Genomic DNA, 22,254 nt, shown 5'->3' with positions numbered 1-22,254 from the left:
AGAATCAGATTTCTGGGGATTTTGTATATTATGTAACATTTTATCAGTTTATCGAGTTATAGTATAAAGTACAACTTTAACTAAATTTCATAATTTGTGACTCATCTAGACATTGGGTTTCATTTATCAAGTTAAAGGCTTGTATAAAGAGTTTTTCATTCAATATTGTTTCTTAAAAGTTTCCAGTAGTTTTTATTTTTGGAGAGGTAAATACTGGTGTTGACAACTCGCTGTTGTGATTTATGCTACTTGCGTCAGCTCGTCTACAGTCAATCAAAACAGTCAATGACTTAATTCTGTAGAAATAGAATTAGGTTGCTTTGCAGGGGGTAAAGTACCTGATTGGTTAACCAGCAGGATTATTTATAGGGTTAATAGATATAAGTATGAATTGAAAAATTTGACGTTGCGTAGAAATGTAGCATCCCTAGGTCTCTCGAAGATATGTAAGCCCATGATGTTAGATAAGGTGAAACCTTAAATATTTGTGTGTAAAATATCAAATTCATGGGAATATTTGGCTGAATTTTGTGAAATAAATTCAGCATTCTTTGCTATTTAATATTTATATATAGACATAATTTATGACAAGGCATTGATAAAAAATATTCGACAATTAGCAAAGTTAAATTATTATGAAGATGGCGATTGGATTAGGTATAAATCTCTAATATTCGTCACCAGATCAGCAGCTAATTTTAGCTGTTGTTGATAGGACTTGCATGTTTTTTCAACTCAATTGACACACTTGAATATATGATTTCCCACAATCAGCAATGTATCGCTCTTATTTCTTTTCATGGCGACCCAGCCATTGAAATTGGTAAAGAAGAAGCTGGTGGTCAAAATGTTTATGTCCGTAATGTTGGTGAAGCACTGGCAAAATTAGGTTGGCAGGTGGATATGTTTACCAGGCGAATTCACAGTCAACAACCGGAAATAGTTCAGCATCACCCCAACTGTAGAACGATTCGATTGCAGGCAGGAAATTTAGAATTTATTCCTCGCGATCGCTTATTTAGCAAATTACCAGAATTCGTCGAGGGGATTTTAAATTTTGCCCAGAAAAATAATTTATCCTACCAACTAATTCATAGCAATTATTGGTTATCCGGTTGGACAGGAATGCAGCTAAAAAAATATTTTCATTGTCCTCAAGTGCATACATACCATTCCCTTGGAGCGGTGAAATATGCCACAGTGAATGATATCCCAGATATTGCCAGCAAGCGGTTAGAAATAGAAAAACAACTCCTAGAAACAGTAGACCGAATTGTGGCCACCAGTCCCCAGGAAAAAGCCCATATGCGTCAGTTAGTATCCTTAGAGGGAAACATCGATATTATTCCCTGCGGTACTGATATTAGACGTTTTGGTGCGATTAATCGGGAAGTTGCACGGCAAACATTGGGAATCCATCAAAATCGGAAATTAGTCTTATATGTGGGAAGATTTGATCAGCGCAAAGGCATCGAAACCCTAGTACGTGCTGTCCACGCATCCGCAAGTTATGGTCAAGGTAATTTACAGGTGATTATTGGGGGTGGAAGTCGTCCCGGAGAAAGTGACGGGATTGAGCGCGATCGCATTGAAAAAATTGTGCAAGAATTAGGCATGGAGGATATCGTTACTTTCCCTGGTCGTCTGAGTCAGGAAATTTTACCCACCTACTATGCAGCCGCAGATGTGTGCGTTGTCCCCAGCCATTATGAACCCTTTGGGTTAGTTGCCATTGAAGCGATGGCCAGTGGAACACCTGTGATTGCTAGCGACGTGGGTGGTTTACAGTATACAGTTATTCCCGAAGAAACAGGTCTATTAGCCCCACCCCAAGATGTGACTGCTTTTGCCCATGCCATCGACCGAATTTTGACAAATCCAGACTGGAGTCAAAAATTGGGTATGGCTGCGAAAAAACGTGTACAAACCAAGTTTAGCTGGGATGGTGTTGCTCAACAACTAAGCTATCTATATCAGCAACTTGTCGCATCCCAGGTCAAAACACCTGTACTGATGGCACAAGCAAGTTAAGTTGAAATTAACCCGGATTTGGGGAAAATTCCGAAAAATTCTAGGGATTGGGGAGTAAAGACGACCCACCGGGTCGTCTCCAGGGGAAATCAACCCGTTACTCAAACGCTAATCAACAGTTATTGATTACTTACTCCCAATTTGACGCTCTTTGCCCTAAAAGTGCGGAGATTCTTGGTTCCATTATCAAAATTCTACACCTGTCAGTTCTTTCCTGTTCCCTATTCCCTACAAAATCTAATTTGTTTCAACCAACCTTTGTCAAGCTAAAATGTATTGAGATACGGCGTTTTTGAGTCAAGCTTTTGTGATAATTCTGGTCTAGCTGTGATTGTGATGCGAAGACAAGTGTTAAATTTTGTAGGCTTATTTTTAGCGATCGCACTTTCGGTGGTAGGTTGTCAACAATTACCCCTACCCATCAATCCACCTCAACAGGAAATAGTTACCGTTAAGTTGAGTGGTTGGGGAGCAAGTCCAGCAGAACAGAAATTACTCAGATCCGTATTACAGGACTTTAGCGCTAGTCATCCCCATATCCACGTCAAATATGAAGTAATCGCCGATCAATACATGGACGTGTTAAAAACCCGGTTAGTGGGGGATGCTGCACCGGATGTGTTTTATTTGGATGCATTGGAAGCACCGTTTTTAATGCAGCAAGGTGTCCTGGAACCTTTGAATGACTATGTGACACCAGATTTTGAAATTGGCGATTTTGAACCTAGGTTATTAAATAGTTTTCAGCATCACGGTAAAATCTACGGTTTTCCCAAGGATTGTTCCACTTTAGCTCTGTTTTATAACCAAAAAGCTTTTGCAGACGTGGGTTTAGACAAACCCCCCCAAACCTGGGAAGAATTGCGCATCTATGCCAAAAAACTAACCCGCGACACCAACAACGACGGCAAAATCGATCAATATGGTTTGGGTGAAGTACCGGAGTTAGCCAGACATGCATACAAAATAAATGCCTTTGGTGGAGAGGTGATCAACTCCCAAGGCTTTGCTCAATTTTACACTCCCGCCAGCATTAATGGGCTGAAAAGTATGATTGAACAGTATCGTCAAGAACGGACTTCCGTGCAAAAAACAGATGTAGGGACAAACTCCCCCAGCGAAATGTTTGGACAGGGTAAAGTGGCAATGGTAATTGAAGGAAACTGGGCTATTCCCTACCTCAAAAGCACCTTTCCCCATCTCGACTTCGCCACAGCCGAACTACCGAAAATCAATAATCGTCCCTCCACGATGGTGTATACGGTAGCCTACGTGATGAATGCTAAATCCCACCATAAACAAGCAGCATGGGAATTAATTTCCTACCTTACAGGAAAGGAAGGAATGGAAAAATGGACAGGAACAGGTTTTGCCCTGCCAACCCGTAAATCCGTCGCCACCAAACTTGGTTACGATCAAGATATCCTCCGTGCCCCTTTGGTAGCTGGAGTTGATTATGCCACACCTTGGCAAGTTGGGGAATATCCCACAGCCATAGTTAGCAGTTTTGATAATCAATTTATCAGTGCCATGTTAGGACAACAATCCCTCCCCCAAGCCTTACAAAGAGCGCAAAATGATGCCAATAAATTGATTAAATCCTTGAAATTATAAGCTCGACTTTATCCAAAATTAATAACTTGGCTTTCCTGATGCGGCAAAAATCCTGGTTTTTTGGCAAAGATTTTTTCCATGTCACAGATTTGCACTCAAGTCCAAAAACTACAACAACTATCTTGCAATGGTTTCAGCGTCGGGTTTTAGGTTTTTTAAAAATGGATAAAGTCGAGCTAAGGTTTTTGAGCTTCTATGTACTTAATTTATTTGCACTTTCTGGAACTAAAATACCCCTACTCCCCGCTTTCTACTCACTACTCCCTGACCCTGACAAATTTAAAAGAATTGGGGACTAATCAAACATCGATTGGAAGGTATGATTTTCCGTCAATTCAGACCAAGTAACTGGTCCAACAATTCCATCGGTGACAATTTCCCTTTGACTTTGGAATGCTTTCACAGCAGCTTCTGTTAAAGCTCCAAACTCCCCATCAATCCTGATGGGATAACCATTAGAAGCTAGCAACCGTTGCAAAACACGTACAGATATCCCTGTGGTTCCAAATTGCAAAACCGGTAAACCAGAATTACGGGTGCTACCATATCGCGCTAAAACCAAAGACCCATCGCTAATCAGTTGACTACGTAAGCGTTGGACTTTTTTGTGGTCAATTCCCCCATGAGTATTCAGATTTGGATGTAAATCGGAACTTCGCCTGGATAATGGATTTAGTGATGGTGTATCCTTGACTAAGGTCAAATTAGTCACTTTTTGGGCAGGAAAAACATTTCTGAGTCTATGAAGTAAATTTTGTATCTTTGTTTGAATCAGTAGCGGAAGTAAAGGTGGTTTATAAGCTATTTGTAAAAACTCTGGCGCGGCAATTGTGATTTTATCTGGGGATGGTGATAAACTATGGGGTGCAAGGGCTTGCACGTCCTGACTTAATTCTGTCGGTAGCAGTTCAGGTGGCTGTTGACCTGTGACTAAAGTGCCCGTCATCAGCAGGCTAAAATCGCTCATGGTATTTCATTTGACAGTTACCCATATTCCATTGACAAGTAAAATACGTACTTTTCCGGAATTGTAGGTCATTCTAATTTAAAAAAGCGGTGAATTCCTGTAAATCTACTGTAAAAGTCCATTTTAACTAAATCTATAAGCTAATTTATTGAGATTAACTCACTGAAAATGTCAAGCTAACGGTGAATCATTTGATTTTGGATGTTGCAGAATGTTAATCCGAACTGAAGTTGGATTAGGTATTCCGTACTTGCAGTAAATCTGGGATAGGTGCTTTAATATGCATGTTTTATCTTCTAAGTCATTGGTAATTTATCAACAAAGAGCCATTTTATTCTTGTGCAGCCCGGAGAACTGTAACAGTAATTACCCATTGTTGGTAAAAATATGCCCTCGGTAGAAAAATCACCCAGGTAAGAACACATTGATTTTGATTGCCGAATACGTAAACAAACGTAAAATAGTAGATGGTGAGTAGCCGTCATGTATATTTACCATTCCCTTGTTTGATGGAGAGGGAGGAGGAGAGACGCGACATGTCGCGTATGTATGGGAATCGGGAGTCGGAAAAATCATTTTCATACATTCTGGTGTAATATGACGGCTATTCCCCATGCTTGAATATTTCCCATCCAAAATCGACAATCGAAATTACCAGTGCAATCATTTGACTATACGACATTAATGGCGGTGTGTGCGGAATTGCGCACTGATTGGCTACCTGCGAGAGTTGAACAGGTTTACCAAAGCGATCGCATGACGATTTCGATGGCTTTGCGGACGATGAAATCTCGTGGTTGGTTAGAAATATCTTGGCATCCCCAAGCAGCACGGATACATATTGGGAATCCACCTCCCCGCAAACCCGATACATTTACCTTTAGTCAACAGTTAATTCACCAGTTGGGGGGGTTAGCTTTGGTGGAGATTAGGTCAATTGCAGCTTGGGAACGGGTGATTGATTTACAGTTTGCGCGTCGTCCCCAGGAGGAAGCGCTTTACCATGTCTATGTGGAAATTATGGGTAAGTATAGTAACGTGATTTTGACGAATCATCAAAATGAAATTATCACGGTTGCGCACCAGGTCAGTCAAAATCAATCTAGTCTGCGTCCTTTGTTAACGGGACAACAGTATCAAACCCCCCCCACTCAGACCCTGACGCTTCCGAGTCGGGAGGAATCCCTGCAAAGTTGGCGCGATCGCATTAGTTTAATTCCTGGTAGTTGGAAAAAGCAGCTCTTAAAAACCTATCGGGGGGTATCTCCGGCTTTGATTCAGGGGATGTTACGGTCAGCTAATTTGGATTTAGATGTGACTACGGATACTTTAAGTGACCAGGATTGGCGGAATTTATATAAATTATGGTGTGAATGGTTAGGGAGGTTAGAGGAGGGGAATTTCACACCCATGACTACGGTTGATGGTTATAACGTCTTGGGTTGGGGAGGGGTGAAATCGGCGGCAAATACCCAGGAATTAGTGAATCAATATTATACAGATATCCTGAATGCCCAGAATTTTCTCCAATTACGCCATCAATTACAACAAAAGTTACATAGCTGGTTAGAAAAATTACACACCAAAGCCGAAACCTTTCAACAACGATTAGCCCAAAGCGATCGCGCCGAATCCTATCGTCAGAACGCAGATTTACTCATGGCATACTTGCACCAGTGGCAACCGGGGATGACGGAAATTACTTTAGCAGATTTTGCCACTGGTCAACCAGTCACAATCCAATTAGAACCCGACCTCACCGCAGTCCAAAACGCTCAGAAGCTCTATAAACAACATCAAAAGCTGAAACGAGCGCGGGTTGCAGTTGAACCCCTCCTAGCGGATGTGGAGGCAGAAATTGCCTATCTGGAACAAGTGGAATCAGCCATCACCCAACTGGATACCTACCAAACACCAGAAGATTTGGATGCGATCGCCGAAATTCGCGACGAACTGATTAATCAAAAATACCTGGAAGATTCCGGATATCGTCAACGCAGCAACAACGAAGTCAGTACCAATTTCCACCGCTTCCGCACACCTAACGGTTTTGAAGTCTGGATTGGTCGCAACAACCGGCAAAATGATTACCTGACCTTCCGTGTTGCAGGGGACTATGACCTCTGGTTCCACGCTCAGGAAATTCCCGGTAGTCACGTTTTACTCCGTTTAGAACCAGGTGCCATTGCGGATGAGGTTGATTTACAGTATACCGCTAATCTTGCCGCTTACTATAGTCGCGCTCGCCAAAGTGAACAGGTTCCAGTTATTTATACGGAGCCAAAACATGTGTATAAACCGAAGGGAGCTAAACCAGGAATCGCCATTTATAAACAGGAACGGATTCTCTGGGGAAAACCAGCAGTTTGTAACATTTAATCTTTGGTTTCAAGAATGTTTCCTGAAACAATCAATAATGAAACTAAGCCCAAATTTGGCATTGCGGAATACAAACAAATATGAATTTCAAATTTTACACCATGTCAAAACGTGGCATTGCTACGTCTACATAAATTTTGGATGAAAACCAAAATGTAAATCATCATAATTCATCACAAAATTCCACAATGCCCCAAAGTTAATATCCAGATTTTCCCATGCTATTAACCGAGCCAGGTTATAAAACATTATTGATGATTGGGGGTGCATTTATCACCTTTATCCTCAGTCTAATTCTTTCCTTTTTAGTTAACATTCCACCAGCCCTAGCCCTGGAATTATCCATATCTAACTTAAATAATCCGATTATTCAAGAAAATAAATTACCAGGGACAACTAACTGGAAATTACAGAATCCCGCTCGTAACCGCGAAATTGAAGGCTATGCATCCGCAACCAGCATTAATCGGGGTGAAGAAATTCAACTATTTGTAAATACTAAAGCCCCCTATTATACAATCGAAATTTATCGCATGGGTTGGTATAATGGCGACGGCGCACGATTAATTATACCTGCCATTAATCGTCCAGGAATACAACAACCACCCCCCATTATCGACCAAAAAACTGGATTGATTGAATGTGATTGGCAAGACCCATTTAGATTAAAAACTACGATTAATCCCCAAATAAATCTCACCTGGACAAGTGGATTTTATCTAGCCAAACTCACAGCTGCAAACACCGGTAAACAAAGCTATATCATCTTTGTGATCCGCGATGATGAACGTCCATCGGATATTTTATTCCAATCCAGTGTCACCACCTTTCAAGCCTATAATAATTGGGGGGGAATGTCCCTCTATCGCTGGAACAGTCGTGGAAAACAAGCCAGCAAAGTTTCCTTTAACCGTCCCTATACCACCAGTCCCAATCCTGTTGCTGACTATGGAGTTGGTGCTGGGGAATTCCTCACCAATTTTCAACCACACAGACGTACTTCCAGTGCTGGATGGGAATACAATTTTGTCCGGTGGTTAGAAAAAAATGGCTATGATGTCAGCTATTGTACCGATGTAGACACCCATGAAAATAAACTGAATGTGTTTACGGGTAAAAATATCTTGCAAAATCACCAGGCATTTCTATCGGTCGGACACGATGAATATTGGTCATGGCGAATGCGGAATAATCTAGAAAAAGCTTTATCTAAGGGTTTGAGTTTGGGTTTCTTTTCTGCCAATACTTGCTATTGGCAAATTCGCTTTGAACCAAGTCCGGTGAATAAAGCTCCAAATCGAGTCATTACCTCCTACAAAGAAGCCTATGCTCTAGACCCAGTTTTCCGTGATTCCGACCCCAGCAACGATTATCTAGTCACCACAAAATGGCGGAACAAACCCGTTGATCGTCCCGAAGATGCCTTAATTGGAGTCATGTACGAAACCTTCCAGGTCAACGATGATATTATTATCGAGCAAACTGCACCCCATTGGTTGATTACCCATACCCAGTTAGATGGTAATCCCCAACAAAAACTCCGACTCAAAGGTTTATTGGGATACGAAGTTGATCGCATGTTCGGCAATGCACCTCCAAATACTATCCGTATAGCCCATTCCCCCTACCGTTACCGTGGACGAACCAGATACTCGGATATGACGGTGTATACAGTACCATCTGGTGCAACCGTATTGGCAACTGGAACGATTCAATGGAGTTGGGGATTAGATGATTACAATGTACCCCAGTTACGTCCATCGGTAATTAGTCAGGATGCGGAAGTGATTACCAAAAATATTTTAGCCAAATTAATTAGCCGTTAGAAGGGGGATTGTTGCTAGCTTGTAATATTGGATTTTGGAATTGCGATCGCAAATTCATACAAATTCATACCAAGTTGCTATAAATATTAGTAGTATTGAATGCATATTTGATTTCTGTTGACGTAATATTGTTTACGCTAATGCTTGCTACATATCAGGGGCTGTAACCGTTGATTATTCTAGTTTCATTTATTTCAAAGTACAAGGGAATCGATATAACACCATTTAACTCAAATTTTGATACATTTTCTTCCCCTGCTCCCAAAAGCTTTCCTAAATGTATCCACTCCCAAGTCAAACGGTATAACCTGCGGTTGCGCTTCAAAATTCCATAGACTTGAAAAGTTTTTTCTTTTCCGACTCCCGACTCCCGACTCCCGACTCCCAACCCTCACGAAGATACTTTTACCGCAAACCCCAACCATGTAAAATATCATCTCGTCCCCGGATTTGCAAATCATGCATAATCAATTTTAGTGATTGATAGTAGTTGATATTGATTAATGCTGCAATTCAAGTATTCATCGTTAATTGATGCACCCGTCGAAGTCGTATGGAAATTCCATGAGCGTCCAGATGTCCTGAAAATACTTACACCCCCTTGGCAACCAGTACAGGTAATTCGTCGAGAAGGAGGATTAAATGTCGGTGCAATTACGGAATTTCGCCTGTTCTTAGGGGCATTACCTTTAACTTGGGTTGCCAAACATACTGAATGGGAAGAATATCGTCGATTTGTGGACGAACAGGTTTCTGGACCCTTTGAATATTGGCGACATGAGCATATTTTCCAATCGGAAGGCAACAAAACCCGATTAACTGATGCCATATCCTTCAAAATGCCTGGAGGAGATGCGGTAGAATTCTTCAGTGGTTGGTTAATCAATCTTCAATTAGAGGCCATGTTTCGCTATCGTCACAACGTCACCAAGCAAGAGTGTGAATCCCTTCCCCTTCAAGGTTAACGGGAGCAGGTGGTGAAAAGTATTGTTGCTTTGATGCATTACATAACAACCCAAATAGACATCTCCAGAAATTATATATTAGCCCTTAATATACAAGGATGTGAGTTGCTTTATTGGAGATGTCTAATGAATTGTGAAATCTTAGATAGGTATTATGGTATTGGGTCTATGGTACAGGGTCGTTGACTGTTAAGCGTTGACAGTCACCAGTTTCCCACAGGGTACAATTAAAACCGATAAAACCGATATTTTCACTACTGGGATAGGATTACCATATATTTTGTATATTCGTTTAACTGGGAATTGAGCGATTGAAGACAGAAAATAAATATCCTCAAACTCACTACTCCCTATTCCCCACTCCCTCGAAACTTTTGTAGCCTTTATTCACATTTTTTTACTTTCTGTGGTCACAAATAAAACGAGAGTGTTACATTTTTTGATTTTTGTTAAATCAACATAACAAAACTGACCAAATCCGTCAAAAACTGCTACTAAAAGAGATAGTGGATGTAAGGCGACATTCATTATTCGTTACCAAAAAATATCGATGAATACAGCTAATTTCCCGTGGCTGACGACGATAATCCTGTTGCCAATTGTGGCGGCTTTATTTGTTCCCATCATCCCTGACCGCGATGGGAGAACCGTGCGTTGGTATTCACTTATCGTTGGGCTAATAGATTTTGCGCTCATTATTGGCGCGTTTTACACTGGGTACGATTTCTCTAATCCCAACCTACAGCTGGTCGAAAGCTATCCCTGGGTTCCCCAACTGGACTTAAACTGGTCAGTGGGTGCAGATGGCTTATCCATGCCACTGATTATCCTCACCGGGTTTATAACGACCCTAGCGATTTTAGCAGCTTGGCCTGTCACCCTGAAACCAAAACTCTTTTACTTCCTGATTTTGGCGATGTACGGTGGACAAATTGCCGTGTTCGCGGTTCAGGATATGTTGCTATTCTTCCTGGTTTGGGAACTAGAATTAATTCCGGTATATTTACTCTTGGCAATTTGGGGTGGAAAAAAACGTCAGTACGCTGCTACCAAATTTATTCTTTATACAGCCGGTGGTTCGCTATTTATCCTCGTTGCAGCGTTAACGATGGCTTTCTATGGCGATAATGTCACCTTTGATATGCAATCTTTAGCGCTGAAAGATTACGCGCTGAATTTCCAAATGTTGCTGTATGCAGCATTTTTGATTGCCTATGCGGTTAAGTTGCCAATCATCCCTTTACATACTTGGCTTCCAGACGCACATGGTGAAGCGACAGCCCCTGTTCACATGTTATTGGCTGGTATTCTCTTGAAAATGGGTGGTTATGCCCTAATTCGGATGAATGCGGGGATGTTGCCAGATGCCCATGCCTATTTTGCACCAATATTGGTGATTTTGGGGGTTGTAAATATTATCTATGCAGCTCTGACTTCCTTTGCTCAACGTAACCTGAAGCGTAAAATTGCCTATTCCTCAATTTCCCACATGGGGTTTGTTTTGATTGGGATAGCCTCTTTTACAGATTTAGGATTAAGTGGAGCTGTCCTGCAAATGGTGTCCCACGGATTGATTGGTGCAAGTTTATTCTTTTTGGTCGGTGCAACCTATGACCGCACTCACACCCTCATGCTGGATGAAATGGGTGGGGTTGGTAAGCGGATGGGGAAAATTTTTGCCATGTTTACCACCTGTTCTTTGGCTTCCTTGGCTTTACCAGGAATGAGTGGATTTGTGGCAGAGTTGATGGTATTTGTCGGATTTGCCAATAGTGATGCCTATAGTCCCACTTTCCGAATTATCGTGGTTGCGTTGATGGCTGTGGGAGTCATTTTAACTCCAATTTACCTGCTGTCGATGCTGCGTGAGATTTTCTACGGTGAGGAAAACCAAGAATTAATCGCTCACCAAAAACTCATTGATGCGGAGCCTCGCGAAGTATTTATTATTGCTTGTCTCCTTGTACCAATTATTGGTATTGGCTTGTATCCCAAAATACTAACCCAAATTTACGATTCGACGACTGTTCAGTTAACGGAAAGGTTGCGGGATTCCGTACCAACAATTGCCCAACGCAAAGAAATACATGCAGTATCGATGAGCGCTCCAGAAATTGCTGAGTAGGTTTTGCCAACAGGTATAAAAACCATAATTCTATAATCCGATGAAAAAAGATAGGCATAAAGCCTATCTTTTTTGATATTTAAATCTTTCGACAACACACAAAATATTACCCCAAAGGGTACTCAAGTCAGTTCAGAAATTTCCCTTGGCTTGATGGTAGTTAAATTGCGTAATTAATCATCGCTACGGAGAAATTAACGATATGACTACTACTATTGAGTGTCCCCTATTTAGACCGACCCTCAGAATCGGCGATCGCGGTCAAGATGTAAAGGAGATGCAAAAACGTTTAAATCAACGATTGGCATCTATCTATACCTATTCCCAGTCAGTAGAGGTGGATGGTATTTTCGGTCAAAAGACGGAAGTTGCTGTTAAATACTTGCAATGTCTAGGATTTTTAAAGGTCACGGGAATTACTGATGGTGCAACCTGGAACTTTATCTGTGATGGTGCTAAAAGTCTACCAGTTTTAGCCTTCCCAGGTCTTCCTGCAAGCGGGGATGCGATCGCCCAAGTTAAATTAGTCCAAAAAGTTCTCTACGATTGCGGTTTTTACCAAGGTGTAATTAATCAAATCGATGGGAAGGAGATGGCTAAGGCTGTGATTGCTTTTCAAAAGCACCACCGTTTAACTGCTGATGGAGTCATTGGTGTAAACACTTGGAATACGCTGATTAAACTTGATAGCCATGTAGATGGTTGTCAATGTAATTATTATGGTTGTGGCTGTTGATAATCAACTCCAGGGTACTATTTGCAATCAATCAGCAACTAAATTAAATCATAATTATCTCCATCAAATAAAAGATAGGCTCTACGCCTGTCTTTTTTGGTGATTTGGAGCAGATTGCCGTTATGATAGTTGTGACAGCTGTCGCCTGAAACCAATAATTTTTGCCAAAATATAGTTAATTAATAGGTTATGACAAATAATTCCCCATCCACGGAACCCCAACCTCGCTATGTGAAGTTAGCGATGCGGAATATGGTGCAAAAACGCGCTACCTCCCTGAAACATTTTTTCCTGACAACTGTGGGTCTGTTAGCTGTATTGATTGGACTTGCTTATCTAACTCGCTAAGATGACAATGCAGCAACCCAGAGGGTTCTAGGTTACTTCAACGGTTAACGGTTAGCAGTTAACATAATTTTTTTCCTCTCGACCGTATTCCCTATTAATCCTATTTAATACAAAGATTGTTTCCTAGTTGATTTTCGTCTGGAGTGATGAGGGGTGTTAGTTGAATTATACGTGCAAGATGCCTTCTATGAGTCGACTGACGAGAAGCAGTTTCCCGTCGTCGTCGGGGAAAATTATATCGATCCGGTCACTTGGCAAAACTGGATCAACAATTGGTTTGAATATTTGTATACAGATTTAGTATCCCAACATCAGGCGATCGCTCTCGCCCAAAGCTACGAAATGGGCCTGCGGTTCACTGATGATACCGAAATTCAACAACTAAATCACACCTATCGTTACAAAAATCAACCTACAGATGTTCTCGCTTTTGCTTCCCTGGAAGAAATGACTCCGCGATCGCTTCAACTTCCTCCGGATTCCCCCTTGTATCTCGGTGATATTGTCGTGTCAATAGATACAGCTATTCGCCAGGCGACTCAACAAGGACATTCCCCCGCAGATGAGTTAGTATGGTTGGTGTCTCACGGTTTTTTACATCTCCTCGGCTGGGATCATCCGGATGCCGCATCCCTGACCAGAATGCTCATGAAGCAAGTGGAACTGCTGAGGCTTGTAGGCATAAAAATAAACATTGATTTAGCAGAAATCATTTAGTTGTCCAACTTGCCAAAAATCGCAAACTGACCTCCTATAATACTTATGTAGAAATATAACTAAGTGTTAATTTCTGATAAGTGTTAATTGACTCTGCTAGTTTTACCTTTCCTCCTTGTACCCTTACACCGTTTTTACTTGATGCTTATGTCCAATAAACTTTCGTCCCCCCTAAAGTCTGATTCGCTGGAGACAGTTACGAATCCAGAGCGTAAGTTATCTTGGCAGGTAGCATCAAATTTATTTGTCAGTTTTAAATACGCTTGGGCTGGAATCACCTATGCTTTTAGAACCCAACGCAATTTTAAAATCCATGTTTCTGTATGTATACTGGCTTTAAGCTTAGGGATATTTTTACATTTATCAGCCGTGTCCATGGCCGTAATTGGTCTAACTAGTGGTTTAGTATTGGCTTTGGAGTTACTAAATACAGCAATTGAATCCCTGGTGGATTTAACTGTGAAGCAGACCTACCACGAATTAGCTAAAATTGCCAAGGATTGTGCTGCGGGTGCGGTGTTAGTTGCAGCGATGGTTGCGGTTTTTGTCGCGGGGATTTTAATCATACCGCCTTTATGGGTGGAAGTTGCGGGATATCTAATTCATTAGGTGGAAATTTTGCTAGATAAACATCATATTTGGGCATGAATTAGAATTATTTACATTGATTCAAATTAAAGAGACGTAGCATCGCTACGTCTCTACATAACGTGAAATTCCCAATTCATCTTTGTATGCAACAACGCCGCAATTTGGATGCAACGTTCCCTTGTTCCCCCAGTTTACCTGGCGGTCTGTCTCAGCAACTATATTCCTGTATCCTAATATTTGATGGCAATTGCAGGATTAAACGGTGATTATAGTTATTGATAATTACGATAGCTTTACTTATAATTTGGTTCAGTATTTAGGAGAACTAAGTACAGAATTTGCGATCGCTCAAGATATTCAAGTTTTTCGCAATGACAAAATATCGATTGCGGAAATTCGCAGTTTAAATCCCCACGGAATCGTCATTTCCCCAGGTCCAGGTAGACCAGAAGACGCGGGTGTTTCTGTGGATTTAATTCGCCAATTAGGTGCGAATTATCCCATTTTGGGTGTTTGCTTAGGTCATCAGAGCATTGGCCAGGTATTTGGCGGTAAAATAGTCTCCGCACCGGAATTAATGCACGGGAAAACATCCCCTGTTTTCCATACAGGGGTAGGGGTATTCGCTGGGATTGAAAACCCAATGACCGCAACTCGCTACCATAGCTTGATTATTGAGCGACAAACCTGTCCAGATGTATTAGAAATTACTGCGTGGGTCGAGGATGGAACAATTATGGGTGTACGACATCGGAACTATCCCCACGTGGAAGGAGTCCAGTTTCATCCAGAGAGTGTCCTGACAACTTCAGGCAAGCAATTGTTACGTAACTTTCTCGTACAAATACAGTCAAGAGCAAATTGATGAAACGACGACAGTTAATGGGCTACGCTGGAGCAGGATTGCTAACTGCGATGGGTGGAGAATGGTTAACACACCTCCAAGCAAACGCACAAACGGGCAATTCCTTATCTATCCAGTGGTTGGGACATAGTTGTTTTTTGTTTACGGGTGGGGGTTTACGGGTACTTGTGAATCCGTTCCGTCCGGGGGGTTGTACTGCCAAATATCGACCGATTCGGGTGACAGCTGATTTGGTTTTAGTTAGTAGCCAACTCCTGGATGAAGGCTATATTGGCGATTTACCGGGGAATCCGAAATTGATTTTTCGACCCGGTGTTTACGAGTTTGGTGGAATTCAGTTTCAAGGGGTTGCACTTCCCCACGACCGTAGGGGTGGTAGACAATTTGGGATGAATAACGCTTGGAGTTGGAGACAAGCAGGTGTGCGGATTTCCCATCTTGGTGTACCAGCAGGATCAATTTCCATTGAACAAAAGACCCTATTTGGTCGTCCCGATGTGGCACTAATTCCGGTGGGTGGTGGAGCTAAGGGATATAATGCTCAAGAAGCTCAACAAGCAATTCAATCCCTTAATCCCAGGTTAATCATTCCTACCTATTACCGTACCCAAGCGGCTGATGATACTTGCGATATTGCTCCCCTTGATGAATTTTTGAATGTGATGCAGGGTACGCAAATAATTCGTAGTAATACGGATACTATCACCATCCGTCCAAATCAGTTACCGCAAACCAGCGCCATTCAGGTGATGAGCTATCGATTTTAAGGGAATTTAATTGTGGTATCCGTCCCCGGATTTCTCACAAACTCTTAAAACTTTCAGGGAGTAGGGAGTAGGAAGTGGGGAGTGGTGGAAGAATCAACCCATTACTTACGACTTATAACTCCCTTGCTGCAAATGCTGGCTTATACCATTTCAGTAAAATTTTGATGCATTTCCTTCCCCTGCTCCCCCTGCTTTCTAAATGTATCAACTTCAAAGTAAAACTGTATTTGGATATGTATGGGTAGCGAGGTTCTCCGTGACAAGGGACTGTTGAAGAAGTTTATCCTGGAATAGAAATAGCATTGTTACGTCGATTCTGTCACCTACCGGTCAATTTTTATACTATTTTCCCCAAATGTTGATACATTGTCTTCCCCTGCTCCCCTGCTTTCCTAAATGTATCAACTTCAAAGTAAAACGGTATTAACTGTCAACAAATATTTCTTTTAAGCATGGATATATGAGTCCAGAAATATAGATTTTTTTAATGATTTCAACAGATAGACAGGTTAATCCAAACGTTTTACAATCAAACTTGTATTTTAGTATCTTCGCTCATTGCCAAAAGCTTACATAACATAGTAAAGATTGAGAAGCGTAGTTGTGAATTTAGCTGTTGTGATTGTTAAGGATTGCAACGAAGTTTGTAGATAAAATATTCAATGAGGATATTACAACAATGGATGTGAAACTAATATTAGTTGGATTAACGGTGGTATTTACGTTTGCGTGCTTATTTTTTGGCACCAAGAACGGCTTTTATGACTCGGATAATTACCACGGTAATGGATCTGCCCATTAACCCCACCTCAAAATATCAACTGTTAGGCATTTTAGGGATTATTTAATTTGCAGATTCACTTTTTGCTGACAGTTGACTGCTAACCGTTGACTGTTAACGGTTAGCAGTTATCACCCCATGTTGTCGTGACATGAGGGAGATATTAGCACCTGGTAAATTTGCTTGCGGTTGGGGGGATGGTATGAGCGACACTCCTACCCCTGAAAGCCAAAAACAACCTCCTGGGGATAAGGGGATTCAGGGAAAAGCGAGGGAGTTTTTGTTTAATTCTATGTCGGAATCATTGGACTTCGACGATCGCGAACAGACCTGCGAACTAGAATGTTTACCCTATGGCGTTCACCAGCAGGGTGAGGGCATGTGTTTGTTGCTACGTATGGGTAAGCATCGTATTTTGTTGGATTGTGGTTTGGCTGATATCACTCCTTTAATTGAGGGAGTGGTCAAATCTGCTCGACCGGGACAGTCTCCCTTACCAGCCAATTTCGTTTTGGTGAGTCATGCTCATCCTGACCATGCACAGGGTTTAAAATCCCTACACGAACTTTATCCTTTACTACCCATCTATGGGAGTGAAGTCACAAGTCGATTATTACCCCTAAACTGGCTAGATGAAACCGACAAATCGAAGACCCAATTTTGTCAAGCCCTACCATTGCGATCGCCAATCGAGTTAGAAGATGGTTTAATTGTGGAATTGTTCCCGGCGGGTCATTTACCAGGTGCAGTTGCATTTTTAATTACCTATATTAGTCCCCAGAAAAAATACAGATTGTTGTATACGGGTGATTTTTTTCTCTCCAATTCTCGATTGGTGGAGGGTTTACGATTAGAGGAATTGCGGGGGATTGAGTTAGATGTGTTGATTATTGAGGGAACCTACGGAAGTTCGCGCCATCCCCACCGTCGTAACCAGGAAAACCAATTAGCAGAAAGAATCAATCGGGCGATTGAAGATGGTTATTCCGTGTTAATGCCGACTCCAGCGTTGGGATTAGGACAGGAGTTACTGATGTTGCTGCGCAGCCACCATTATTTTACGGGGCGGAATTTAGATATCTGGGTGGATGGGAGTGTAGCCATTGGTTGTGATGTGTATTTAGAATTATTACCCCATTTACCCGCATCGGTACAAAACTTTGCCCGTCACCAGCCTTTATTTTGGGATGAACGGGTACGTCCCCGTGTCCGGAGATTACCACCAGAAAACCGTGGAACCGTGGGGAGAAATCCCTGTATCGTCTTGACGGATGTCAACAGTGACCTGCAAGCCTATTTGCAAGAAGACACGGGTCCTTGGTTAATTTTAGCTCCCCAGAAAATCGAATCACGGGTTTATCAACAATCACCCTGCCTAGTGCAGGTGGAAACATACCTCTTAGCCCAACACAGTGATTGTCCTGGAACCACCCAACTGATTCACAACTTACGTCCGCAGCATGTCATTTTTGTACATGGTGCCCCGGAATACCTGGCAGACCTCACCAGCCTGGAAGAATTGCAAAATCGCTACCATGTCCATTCTCCCGCCAGTGGAACCCTCGTAGAATTACCAGTTGGGGATAATTTTTTGCAACCATCAGCCCCAGAAACCAACTACGAAGGGGAATTAACCGAGTTAGGGAGCATGGTGACAATTACCCTTCCAGAAGCGATCGCCGCCGACCCGCGATGGCGACAATTTGCCGACACTGGACTAGTAGAAGCCAGATGGCAAGGGGAAGAATTAGTCCTGCGGGGATTATCACCCCGGGAACTGATGCATCAAAATAGCGATCGCATTGATTGGAGTATAGACTGTTGCGGTACATGTCGTCATCAGCGCGGACAAAGATGTTGGAATCCATCCTCCCCATTGTACAACTTTCGCGTCACCCTAGAAGGATATTGTCCAGTTTTTGAGCGATCGCCTAATCCGGAAAAAAATCTTTGACAGGGAATAGGGAGTGAGGGAGTGGGGAGTAGTGGTTTGTCAAAATTTCTGTTCCCAACCGTATTGCCCCAACTCCCTATTTACAGCCACTCACCCTGAATTGTAAACCCAGCCCAAAAATAGGGACTGCGATAATCTCCCTGTTGCCAAAGTTTGATTTGAGCCTTCCTTAAAGCTGCTGCGGGTGTTTGTTTATTCCCTAACATTTGCTGATAGAATTCCTGCATTAATACTGCTGTACCTTCGTCACTTACTTGCCACAGGGAAATGACGATTCTGGCTCCACCAGCATACATTAGCCCTCTTGTCAACCCCACCAATCCTTCGCCGCGAACTTCCTTACCAAGTCCGGTTTCGCAGGCACTTAAAACAATCAAGTCGGCGGGATAGTTTAAATTATACAGGTCTGCTAATTGGAGATATCCCCGTCTGGGTCGTCCTTGTTGGTCAACTAAGGAAAGAACTAATCCCGATAATTCCGGATTGTCGTTATCGACAAATCCGTGGGTGGCAAAGTGGAGAATCCGATATTGACTGAGGGTCGGACTGGTGGCAAAGTCGTAGTTGGCATCGAAACTGGTGGCTTTAAGTCCGGTGGTCTTGGGAAGCAGTTGGAGGATAGATTCGGCTTCCTGGAGGGTGAAGGGTAGACGGGGAAATCCTTGACCATTAATGGCTCTACCGGAACGTTTGAGGATGGATTGTTCGATTTCTAAATTGGCGGCGATTTGGGTAGGTACGGGTTTTCCCGTAACTCGTTCGTCATTAGCGGTATAAACGGGGTCTGCGAGGATGGCGATGAGGTTGGGAGCGGTTTGACGATTGGTGATTTGTCGGCGTTGGATGGCGATGGTGGTGGCTGAGGGGAGATTGATGATTTCGTGATTCACCATCAAGGGTTGGTATTTATTTTTCACTTGGGGGTCGGGGAGGGTAGCAAAGGGAATTTGTTGAAGAATACCGTCTCCGACGATGACCAGACGTTTTTCTTTGATTTGGTTAATGGCAGGAGCGATAATGGTTTGACTTAGTTGCTGGGCTGTATTTATGACTTGGTTGGGGAGGTCTGGGGTGGTAATTTGTACACCTGTACGGAATTTTTCGGCGTTGATTTTGATTTGGGAGGAGGGAGGAAGGATGTAGGATTGGAAACTGTTTGGGGATAAGGTCCACAGGTAACTGCGATCGCGTCCTAGGGAATATTCTAATAAAACGGTGTCTTTGTCTAGTTGTTGTTGGATTTCTTGGAGGTTAAGGGGTTTGGGGTACATTAATTGGCCGTAGTTGGGGCTTTGGCTACGGATTTTGGATTGCAGGTTTTTATACTCTGCCACTAGGGTATTGATTTCTTGTCGCAGGGATGCGGTTTGGGGTTGACCTTCGGGGGTATCGGGGATGGATTGGAGTTGTTGATTAACTGCTTCGAGGCGGAATTTAATCCGGTTTTCGTCGGCTAGGAGTTGAGGGTCAACTTGGGTGCGGATTTTGGCGTGGGCTTCGCTGAGTAATTCTATTAAACCACGGGCGCGGGAATTTTCACTGGCCTGTAGTGCTTGCGCGTCATACCCCTTATTTGGGTATTTTTGATGTAAATCCATTAAGACATCGATGTAAAAGTCGTATAGCCCTTTTTTGCTGGCAAAGTAGGTGATGCGATAATCTTGACTACGGATTTGACTGCGCTGGTCTTCAATAATAGCGATCGCACTCTCGATATTTTTTTGGGATGTTTCCAGTTGTCCCTGTTGATGTTGAACTTGGGCTATATTTGCTAGGGTATTAGCTTCCAGACTGCGATCGCTAACTTCCCTGGTGAGGGATAATGCTTGTTGGAAATAGGATAATGCTTCGGGAAGTTTTCCTTTGTGTCTGTAAACTGCACCAATGTTATTTAAACTGGAAGCAGCTCCGCTTTTATCTCCTATTTGTTGCCATATTTCTAAGGCTTGACGAAAACAATCTATGGCTTTGTCGATTTTCCCTAATTCAAAGTGTAGTTGACCCAGATTATTCCAGGTGGTAGCCATTCCCCGTTTGTCGTCACTTTGACTCAGCAGGGACAAAGCTTGTTGGTAAAAGTCCATTGCCTTTTGTAAGTCTTGCTGGTCAAAATAAACCTGACCAAGGCTATTTAAAGCCAGAATTTGTCCATCAATGTCTTTTAATTCCCGAAATAAGGATAGGGCTTGAGTTTGAGAATCAATGGCTTTTTGTTTGTCCCCAAAATAGCCTAATATCCGACCAATATTTACTAATATACTCGCTTCTCGATTTTTATCTCTATCTTGCTTGACTAGTTCTAAAGCTTGTTGATAATTATCTAAAGCCTTTTGTTTTTCCCCTAAATCCTCGTATACCCTTCCAATATTATTAATCGCCGTTGATTCACTGCGGCGATCGCCTACTGAACGGGATAGGGGTAACATTTGTTGATAATGTTCTAAAGCTAACTGCTTCCGTCCTAAATCCGCATATACCCGACCAATTCCTAAAACAGCACGTGCTTCGGCTTGTTTATCCCCTAATTGTTGCCACAGTTTCCGGGCTGATTGTAATATTTCTAAAGCCTGATTCAGGGATTCGATTGTACCTTTTTCGTATAATTGCCAACCCTGCATTGTCAAATATCTGGCGCGATCGCGATTTGTTTCACCAGATTGGGAAATCAATTGTTGTAGATTTTGCCTATCTGGCTTCCCACGGAAATAATTGACGCTACTAACGATTACACCAGGGGTATTTGCAGATAACACCACAGCCAATAATAAAATTAAAGTATACAATACCACTTTGTTGAATCTTTTTTTGAACAACTTCCGAGTTTGTTTCAGTCTGTTCATAGGATTTAGTCTGTGGAAAATGAATATAAAATAAATAATAATTTCCTGTTTTTAATTTAATATAAATCTAATTTTTCACCTATACTTCCTGAGTTAGACAAAGCAAACAGATTTATCTGCGACACGGTATTTTCGAGGACGTGTAGTACTCCTGACGAAAAAGGCTTATACCAAGTTCATTTATCTTGCACTTCTACGTATATACACTATCAAACTCGAAATTTACGCAATAAAATTACAGCAATATTTTTCATCATTATCCTTATACAATCAATAGTTAGGATAATTCAATTCAATGTTGAGTATTAAATTACACTTGCATTGCTGCAAGACGCAAGAGTCTAACTAGTACGACGCGGCGTAAATACGCCTACCTTTTCCCTCGCACCCATGCTCCGCGTGGGTGCAGAATCTACGAAGGCAGAGCCTTCGCTGACTGAGTGACCACGCAAAGCATGGTCACTAGATAGAAGTCGTGACTGAGTGACCACGCAAAGCATGGTCACTAGATAGAAGCTGTGACTAATTATACTCTGTTGATTTCCGCTAACCTATACTAGCCACGTTTTTCGCTGCTAGCAAAAAATTAAAGTAGTACATTTATTAGGTTCATTCCAAAGCTTTACCATGTAAGGCTGGTAAAATACATGACTTAGGAGCATTCCCCAATCCAAAATCTAAAATCCCTTGATTTTCATTCCCTATTTTCTGGATTTAACGGATAATAAAGAAAAATTAAGCTTTTTTA

At 42.1% G+C, this 22,254-nt stretch carries 15 protein-coding genes; 13 read left to right on the top strand and 2 right to left on the bottom strand.

The window, feature by feature from the left end:
- The first annotated feature begins 756 nt into the window (after positions 1–756).
- Both CDC37_RS17215 and CDC37_RS17210 read left to right on the top strand, forming a co-directional pair.
- On the top strand, positions 757–2,031 hold the full coding sequence (locus CDC37_RS17215; protein WP_096623501.1) for a glycosyltransferase family 4 protein: 1,275 nt from the start codon (positions 757–759) through the stop codon (positions 2,029–2,031).
- 336 nt (positions 2,032–2,367) lie between these two features.
- Positions 2,368–3,645 carry an ABC transporter substrate-binding protein gene (locus tag CDC37_RS17210; protein WP_096623499.1) on the top strand — a complete coding sequence of 426 codons (1,278 nt, stop codon included), beginning with the start codon at positions 2,368–2,370 and terminating at the stop codon, positions 3,643–3,645.
- Positions 3,646–3,940: 295 nt separating this feature from the next.
- On the opposite strand, the gene CDC37_RS17200 is transcribed toward CDC37_RS17210, so the two are convergent.
- Positions 3,941–4,612, bottom strand: a complete 672-nt coding sequence (locus tag CDC37_RS17200) for a peptidoglycan-binding domain-containing protein (RefSeq protein ID WP_231943097.1) — start codon at positions 4,610–4,612, stop codon at positions 3,941–3,943.
- A gap of 657 nt (positions 4,613–5,269) precedes the next feature.
- Here CDC37_RS17200 and CDC37_RS17195 point away from each other — a divergent pair.
- The 11 genes from CDC37_RS17195 (at position 5,270) to CDC37_RS17135 (ending at position 18,666) form a co-directional block, all read left to right on the top strand.
- A complete protein-coding gene (locus CDC37_RS17195; protein WP_096623495.1) occupies positions 5,270–6,991 on the top strand; it encodes an Rqc2 family fibronectin-binding protein in 1,722 nt (573 codons plus the stop codon).
- A gap of 218 nt (positions 6,992–7,209) precedes the next feature.
- Positions 7,210–8,817 carry a N,N-dimethylformamidase beta subunit family domain-containing protein gene (locus CDC37_RS17190; RefSeq protein WP_231943096.1) on the top strand — a complete coding sequence of 536 codons (1,608 nt, stop codon included), beginning with the start codon at positions 7,210–7,212 and terminating at the stop codon, positions 8,815–8,817.
- 503 nt (positions 8,818–9,320) lie between these two features.
- The gene (locus tag CDC37_RS17180; RefSeq protein WP_096623489.1) at positions 9,321–9,782 is read left to right on the top strand and encodes an SRPBCC family protein; all 462 of its coding nucleotides are present in this window, start codon (positions 9,321–9,323) and stop codon (positions 9,780–9,782) included.
- Positions 9,783–10,332: 550 nt separating this feature from the next.
- A complete protein-coding gene (gene ndhD1, locus CDC37_RS17175) occupies positions 10,333–11,907 on the top strand; it encodes a photosynthetic/respiratory NAD(P)H-quinone oxidoreductase subunit D1 (protein WP_096623487.1) in 1,575 nt (524 codons plus the stop codon).
- Between the two features lie 202 nt (positions 11,908–12,109).
- Positions 12,110–12,643: a peptidoglycan-binding domain-containing protein gene (locus CDC37_RS17170; RefSeq protein ID WP_096623485.1), complete on the top strand. Its 534-nt coding sequence runs from the start codon at positions 12,110–12,112 to the stop codon at positions 12,641–12,643.
- Positions 12,644–12,832: 189 nt separating this feature from the next.
- Entirely contained in the window at positions 12,833–12,991 is a 159-nt protein-coding gene (locus tag CDC37_RS17165; RefSeq protein WP_096623483.1) for a DUF3285 domain-containing protein, read from the top strand.
- A 153-nt stretch (positions 12,992–13,144) separates the two neighbouring features.
- Entirely contained in the window at positions 13,145–13,708 is a 564-nt protein-coding gene (gene ybeY, locus CDC37_RS17160; protein ID WP_096623481.1) for an rRNA maturation RNase YbeY, read from the top strand.
- Positions 13,709–13,855: 147 nt separating this feature from the next.
- Positions 13,856–14,317 (top strand): diacylglycerol kinase family protein, encoded by a 462-nt coding sequence (locus tag CDC37_RS17155; protein ID WP_096623479.1) that lies wholly within the window; start codon positions 13,856–13,858, stop codon positions 14,315–14,317.
- Positions 14,318–14,561: 244 nt separating this feature from the next.
- Positions 14,562–15,164 carry an anthranilate synthase component II gene (locus tag CDC37_RS17150; protein ID WP_096623477.1) on the top strand — a complete coding sequence of 201 codons (603 nt, stop codon included), beginning with the start codon at positions 14,562–14,564 and terminating at the stop codon, positions 15,162–15,164.
- On the top strand, positions 15,164–15,931 hold the full coding sequence (locus CDC37_RS17145; protein ID WP_096623475.1) for an MBL fold metallo-hydrolase: 768 nt from the start codon (positions 15,164–15,166) through the stop codon (positions 15,929–15,931). The genes CDC37_RS17150 and CDC37_RS17145 overlap by 1 nt, the downstream gene beginning before the upstream one ends.
- 1,073 nt (positions 15,932–17,004) lie before the next feature.
- On the top strand, positions 17,005–18,666 hold the full coding sequence (locus CDC37_RS17135; RefSeq protein WP_096626341.1) for an MBL fold metallo-hydrolase: 1,662 nt from the start codon (positions 17,005–17,007) through the stop codon (positions 18,664–18,666).
- Positions 18,667–18,746: 80 nt separating this feature from the next.
- Here the strand turns inward: CDC37_RS17135 and CDC37_RS17130 are convergent, their stop codons facing one another.
- Positions 18,747–21,506 carry a CHAT domain-containing tetratricopeptide repeat protein gene (locus CDC37_RS17130; protein ID WP_096623473.1) on the bottom strand — a complete coding sequence of 920 codons (2,760 nt, stop codon included), beginning with the start codon at positions 21,504–21,506 and terminating at the stop codon, positions 18,747–18,749.
- Positions 21,507–22,254 lie beyond the last annotated feature (748 nt).

The sequence above is a fragment of the Calothrix sp. NIES-3974 genome (assembly GCF_002368395.1).
Classification (GTDB): Bacteria; Cyanobacteriota; Cyanobacteriia; order Cyanobacteriales; family Nostocaceae; genus NIES-3974.
This window is presented reverse-complemented; position numbering and strand designations above follow the sequence as displayed.